Annotated in this window: 5 protein-coding genes; 3 read left to right on the forward strand and 2 right to left on the reverse strand. The window is 68.1% G+C overall.

Annotated features, from left to right (window positions below; genetic code table 11):
- Positions 1 to 241: 241 nt before the first annotated feature.
- Together K8V11_RS11270 and K8V11_RS11275 are read right to left on the reverse strand one after the other, a co-directional pair.
- Positions 242 to 1,024, reverse strand: a complete 783-nt coding sequence (locus K8V11_RS11270; protein ID WP_303914155.1) for an SDR family NAD(P)-dependent oxidoreductase — start codon at positions 1,022 to 1,024, stop codon at positions 242 to 244.
- Positions 1,025 to 1,116: 92 nt separating this feature from the next.
- Positions 1,117 to 1,836, reverse strand: coding sequence for a GntR family transcriptional regulator (locus K8V11_RS11275; protein WP_303914158.1), 720 nt, complete (start codon positions 1,834 to 1,836; stop codon positions 1,117 to 1,119).
- A gap of 269 nt (positions 1,837 to 2,105) precedes the next feature.
- Here K8V11_RS11275 and K8V11_RS11280 point away from each other — a divergent pair, with 269 nt between their 5' ends.
- From K8V11_RS11280 to K8V11_RS11290, 3 genes are read left to right on the forward strand one after another with little or no spacing between them, the layout of a single operon-like run.
- A complete protein-coding gene (locus K8V11_RS11280; RefSeq protein ID WP_303914166.1) occupies positions 2,106 to 3,260 on the forward strand; it encodes an NRAMP family divalent metal transporter in 1,155 nt (384 codons plus the stop codon).
- 26 nt (positions 3,261 to 3,286) lie between these two features.
- Positions 3,287 to 4,069, forward strand: coding sequence for a LamB/YcsF family protein (locus K8V11_RS11285; RefSeq protein ID WP_303914161.1), 783 nt, complete (start codon positions 3,287 to 3,289; stop codon positions 4,067 to 4,069).
- Positions 4,066 to 4,899, forward strand: a complete 834-nt coding sequence (locus K8V11_RS11290) for a putative hydro-lyase (RefSeq protein ID WP_303914164.1) — start codon at positions 4,066 to 4,068, stop codon at positions 4,897 to 4,899. The genes K8V11_RS11285 and K8V11_RS11290 overlap by 4 nt, the downstream gene beginning before the upstream one ends.
- The last annotated feature ends 172 nt before the right edge of the window (positions 4,900 to 5,071 follow it).

Below are 5,071 nucleotides of genomic sequence, written 5' to 3' on the forward strand. Positions count from 1 at the left end.
GATCTCGAAACAACCACGAATACGACTACGACTTCGAATACGACTACACAGAGGAAAACCATGTGCCGAGCAGTCACCTGTAAGAAATGCGGAAAAACCACCTGGGCCGGATGCGGCAATCACGTCGACCAGGTGATGGGTCCGATCCCGAAATCCGAGCGGTGCCCGGGACACGAGAGCGAACCGAAAACGGGATTCATGCAGCGGCTGCTCGGACGCTGAGCGAGCCACAGGCAGCACCCTAGACCCCGTAGCCTCCGTCGACGTCGAGCTTTTGTCCGGAGATGAAGCCGGCGCGCGGGGAGGCGAGGAAGGCCACGGCCTCGGCGACGTCCTCGGTGCTGCCGAAGCGGCGCAGTGGGATGTTCGATTTCGTCACCTCGAGGGCGCGGGAGTCGAGCTCGCCCGAGTCGATGAGCCGTGCGGCCATGCCGTCGGTGAGCATCCCCGGGCCGACGCAGTTGACGCGCACCCCGTAGCGCCCCTCCTCCGCGGCGAGCGCCCAGGCGATCTGCTCGACCGCGCCCTTGGGGATGGCGGAGAGGCCGTCGCGGACCGGGTACCGGCTCGTCGCGGCGGTGGTCACCGCCACCACGGCGCCGCGCGCGGCGCGAAGGTGAGGCAGCGCCGCGGACGCTGCGGCGAAGAACCCGGCGGCATCGTCGTCGAGCTGGGCGGCGACGTCCGCCGTCATAACCGAAGACATGTGCACCATGGGCACGTGCGGGCCGGCGCAGTGCGCGAGCACAGCGATGCCGCCGCAGCGCTTACCGACATCGTCGAGCGCCGCGGCGGCTTCTGCGCGTTCGGCGGCCGAGAAGTCCAGACGCACGCGCTCTACGGAAATAGCGCGTCCCGCCTCGCCTGCGAGGTCGAGGCACTCGGCGGCGAGATTGTCCGGCGATGCGCTGCGATACCCCAGCACCAGCGTCGAGTTCTGCGGCGCGTCCTGGGACAGGCGACGGGCCACCGCCTGGCCGATACCGCCCGAGGCTCCGGTGACGACGATTGCTGGTGCAGACATGCGAGTAAGGGTAGTGGCGGCACCCGCACTACACGGCCGAATCGGCCACCATCGCGGCGGCGGGGGTGGCCGAGTTGGATGCTGCCCGGGTTCTACTCGGTCACCCGCGCCCGCTCGAGCCGGTCAAGCAGATCGGCCTTGGCCTCGGAGAGGTAGCGGTCGAGCTCGTCTGCCGCCCCATCGAAGTCCTCGGCGAGGAAAAGCTCGTACACCTGCTGGTTGCGCTCGACGTAAGGGTGCTGGAAATCGAGCACGTCGTTGGTGGCGGCGAAGGCGAGGCGGAGCTCGGTCTTGAGCCCGGCCATGAATTGGATGAGCCGCGGACTCTCCGAGAGCCCGGCGATGGCGGCGTGAAAATTGAGGTCCGCGAACCCCAGTCCCCACTTGTCCTGCTCGCGGATCGCCGTTCGCCCCGCCTCGATGGCCTCCCGCATCTCGTACACCGTGGCGCGACGCGCGCGGGCAGAGGACTCCCCCGCGCGGCGAAGGGCATTGACCTCTATGAGCAGGCGGACCGCATAGACATCGGTGATGTCGGAGGCGGTGAGGCGGCGCACGAAGACACCCCGGTTTGTTACGTGCTCAATAAGTCTTTCGGTTTCGAGGAGGCGGAAAACCTCGCGAATTGTGTTGCGCGAGACGCCCATGGACTCGGTGAGCGCGGATTCGACGAGCCGCGAGCCGGGAGCGATATCGCCCCGGACTATGGCCTCACGCAGCGCGGATACGGCCGCGTCCATGGTCGACGGCGGCCGCAGCGAGGCAAACGCGCGGCCGACGACGACGGCCGTGTCCTCGGTCTGCCGCTCCATCGCCACCTCCTTCCACCGGATTGCATCAAGACCTTTTAGTCCACCAAGGCGAATTGGGTCTTGCGCAATTGTGGGACAATCCTACACACTGTGTGTTAGCTCACACGCTACCTTTGATACCGACACCCCGCCTCATCACGCGGGTCCACCCACGAGGAGAGCTCATGGCCAGCTCCGATACTCCGGCGAACGTCGGAACACGCGACGACAACACCGACGGCGCAGTCGCGAAAAAACCCGCATCCGCGAGCGGCACCGTGCTCGGTGCGATGTTCCTCATGGCGACCTCCGCCGTGGGCCCAGGGTTCATCACCCAAACCACCAGCTTCACCGTCCAGATCGGCGCCGCGTTCGCCTTCGCGATCCTCGTGTCGATCCTGGTCGACTTCGCGGTGCAGATGAACGTGTGGCGCGTGCTCGGTGTCGCCGGGATGCGCGCCAACGAACTCGCCAACACGGTCCTGCCCGGCCTCGGCTGGGTGCTCGCCGCGCTCGTCTTCTTCGGCGGCGCGGTATTCAACATCGGAAATATCTCGGGCACGGGCCTGGGCACCGACGCGATGCTCGGTCTCGAACCGCGGACAGGGGCGGTCATTTCGTGCGTTGTCGCGATCGCGATCTTCCTCATCAAACGCGCCGGCGCAGCCCTCGACCGCATCGTCGTCGTACTCGGCTTCGTCATGATCGGGCTGACGATCTACGTTGCCGTGACCTCCTCCCCTCCCGTGGGCGAGGCGATGACGCAGGCCGTCCTTCCCGACACCATCGACGTCGTCATCATCACCACGCTCATCGGCGGCACGGTGGGCGGCTACATCACCTACGCCGGCGCACACAGGCTTGTTGACGCCGGGCAGACCGGGCCCGAGCACGCGAGCTCCATCGCCCGTAGCTCGGTCATGGGCATCATCGTCACCGGCATCATGCGCGCCGTGCTGTTCCTCGCGATCCTCGGTGTCGTTCACGCGGGCGCCGCGCTCGGAGAGGACAACGCGGCGGCCGATGCCTTCCAATTCGCTGCCGGCGAGGTCGGATTGCGGATGTTCGGCATCATCTTCTGGGCGGCGGCACTGACCTCGGTGATCGGGGCGTCCTACACCACGGTGTCCTTCATCACCACGCAAAAGACGACGCCACGCACGCGCAACTTCCTCACCGTCGGGTTCATCATCGCCTGCCTCGCGTTGTTCCTTCTCCTCGGCAAGGCACCGACCACTCTGCTGATCTTCGCCGGCGCCCTGAACGGAATCATCCTGCCCATCGGGTTCACGCTCATCGTCTACGTCGCCTGGCGCCGACGCGACCTGCTTCACCGGTACAAGTACCCGGCGTGGCTGCTTATCGTGGGTGTGCTGGCATGGCTACTCACGCTATGGCTGGGAGTGGAATCGATCGGCGGTCTCCAGGACCTGTGGAACGCATAGCACCACACATTTCGAGGAGCTTTGACATGAGTGACCACCACATCGACCTCAACGCAGATCTCGGCGAGTCCTTCGGCCAGTGGACGATGGGCGACGACGCGGCGATGCTCGACATCGTCTCCAGCGCGAACGTCGCCTGCGCATTCCATGCCGGGGATCCGCTCGTCATGCTTCGCACGCTCGAGCAGGCCTTCTCGCGCCAGGTCACGGTCGGCGCCCACGTCGCCTATCGCGACCTCGCCGGGTTCGGCCGCCGGTACATCGACTACGCACCGGACGAGCTGCGCGCCGACGTGCTCTACCAGCTTGCCGCGCTCGACGGGATGGCGCGCACCGTGGGAGGCGAGATCTCCTACGTCAAACCCCATGGCGCGCTGTACAACACCGCGTTCGGCGACGAGGGTCAGGCCCGCGCGGTCGCCGAGGCGGTGGCGTCCTTCGACTCCGGCCTCGTGATGCTCGGCCTGCCCGGCTCGCAGCTGCTCGTGCAGGCCGAGCGGGCCGGGCTCGGCACTGCGGTCGAGGCGTTCGCCGATCGCGCCTACAACTCCGACGGCACGCTCGCCAGTCGCCGCGAGCCAGGCTCGGTGCTCACCGATCCGGCCGAGGTCTCCCGGCGGATGGTGCGCCTCGTCACCGGCGGCGCGCTCACCGACCGCACGGGCGGCGAGGTGCGCATCGACGCCGCGTCGATCTGCACGCACGGCGATTCCCCGGGCGCCGTGGAGATGGCCCGCGCGGTCCGCGCGGAGCTCGAGTCCGCCGGCGTCACCATCGGCGCCTTCGCCGGAAGGTCCGGCACGCGATGACCGCCGTCGACTACCCCACCGATCCGGCCTCGCTCTCCCCCGCCGAGGCGCGCGCCTTCTTCCGCAGCGGTCCTCCGGCTCCGACCTCGGGATGGTGCACCGGTTTCGCCCAGGCGAATCTCATCGCCCTGCCCCGGGAGCAGGCCTTCGATTTCCTCCTGTTCGCCCAGCGCAACCCGAAGCCCTGTCCGGTGCTCGAAGTCCTCGAGCCGGGGCAGTTCCGCGGCGGGATCCTCGGCGGCGGAGGCGCGCGCGGCGAGTCCGACCCGCTCGCCGACGTGCGCACCGATGCCCCCGGTTACCGTGTCTGGCGGGGCGGCGAGCTCGTCGCCGAAACTCCGGATGCGCGCGAGTTCTGGAGCGAGGACATGGTCGCGTTCCTCATCGGCTGCTCGTTCACCTTCGAACATCCCCTCCTCGCCGCAGGCGTGCCCGTGCGGCACATCGCCGCGGGCCGCAACGTGCCGATGTACCGCACGAATCGCGCGTGCCGCCCCGCGGGCGGGTTCCGCGGCGAGCTCGTCGTCTCGATGCGCGCGATCCCCGCCGACCAGGTCGCCGACGCCGTGCGCATCTCTTCGCGCTTCCCCTCGGTGCACGGCGCCCCGGTGCACGTCGGCGAGCCTGGAGCGCTCGGCATTGCCGATCTCGCGCAGCCCGATTTCGGCGACCCGCCGGTCATTGCTGACGGCGACGTTCCCGTGTTCTGGGCGTGCGGGGTCACCCCGCAGGCCATGGTCATGGCGTCTGCCCCGCCGCTGGCCATCACCCATTCGCCGGGCATGATGCTCATCACCGATGCCCCCGACTCCGAGTACCAGGTGCCCTAGATGTCTTCCGCTCCCCGCGAACTCCGCGCAGACCGCCCGTTCCGCGTGCTCCCTTACGGCCCGCACGCCTCGCTCCTCGAACTCGCATCCCTAACAGAAGTAGAGGACCTGTTCGCCTACCTGTCCGAGGCCCGCGCGGCGGGCGAGCTCGGCGGAGTTACCGAGCTCGTCC

It is taken from the genome of Dietzia timorensis (assembly GCF_020742175.1).
In the GTDB taxonomy this organism is placed as follows: domain Bacteria; phylum Actinomycetota; class Actinomycetes; order Mycobacteriales; family Mycobacteriaceae; genus Dietzia; species Dietzia timorensis_A.

Coding starts and splice junctions, on each gene's coding strand:
- K8V11_RS11275 (WP_303914158.1), bottom strand. CDS start 1,836: ATGGAGCGGCAGACCGAGGACACGGCCGTCGTCGTCGGCCGCGCGTTT.
- K8V11_RS11285 (WP_303914161.1), top strand. CDS start 3,287: ATGAGTGACCACCACATCGACCTCAACGCAGATCTCGGCGAGTCCTTC.
- K8V11_RS11280 (WP_303914166.1), top strand. CDS start 2,106: ATGTTCCTCATGGCGACCTCCGCCGTGGGCCCAGGGTTCATCACCCAA.
- K8V11_RS11290 (WP_303914164.1), top strand. CDS start 4,066: ATGACCGCCGTCGACTACCCCACCGATCCGGCCTCGCTCTCCCCCGCC.
- K8V11_RS11270 (WP_303914155.1), bottom strand. CDS start 1,024: ATGTCTGCACCAGCAATCGTCGTCACCGGAGCCTCGGGCGGTATCGGC.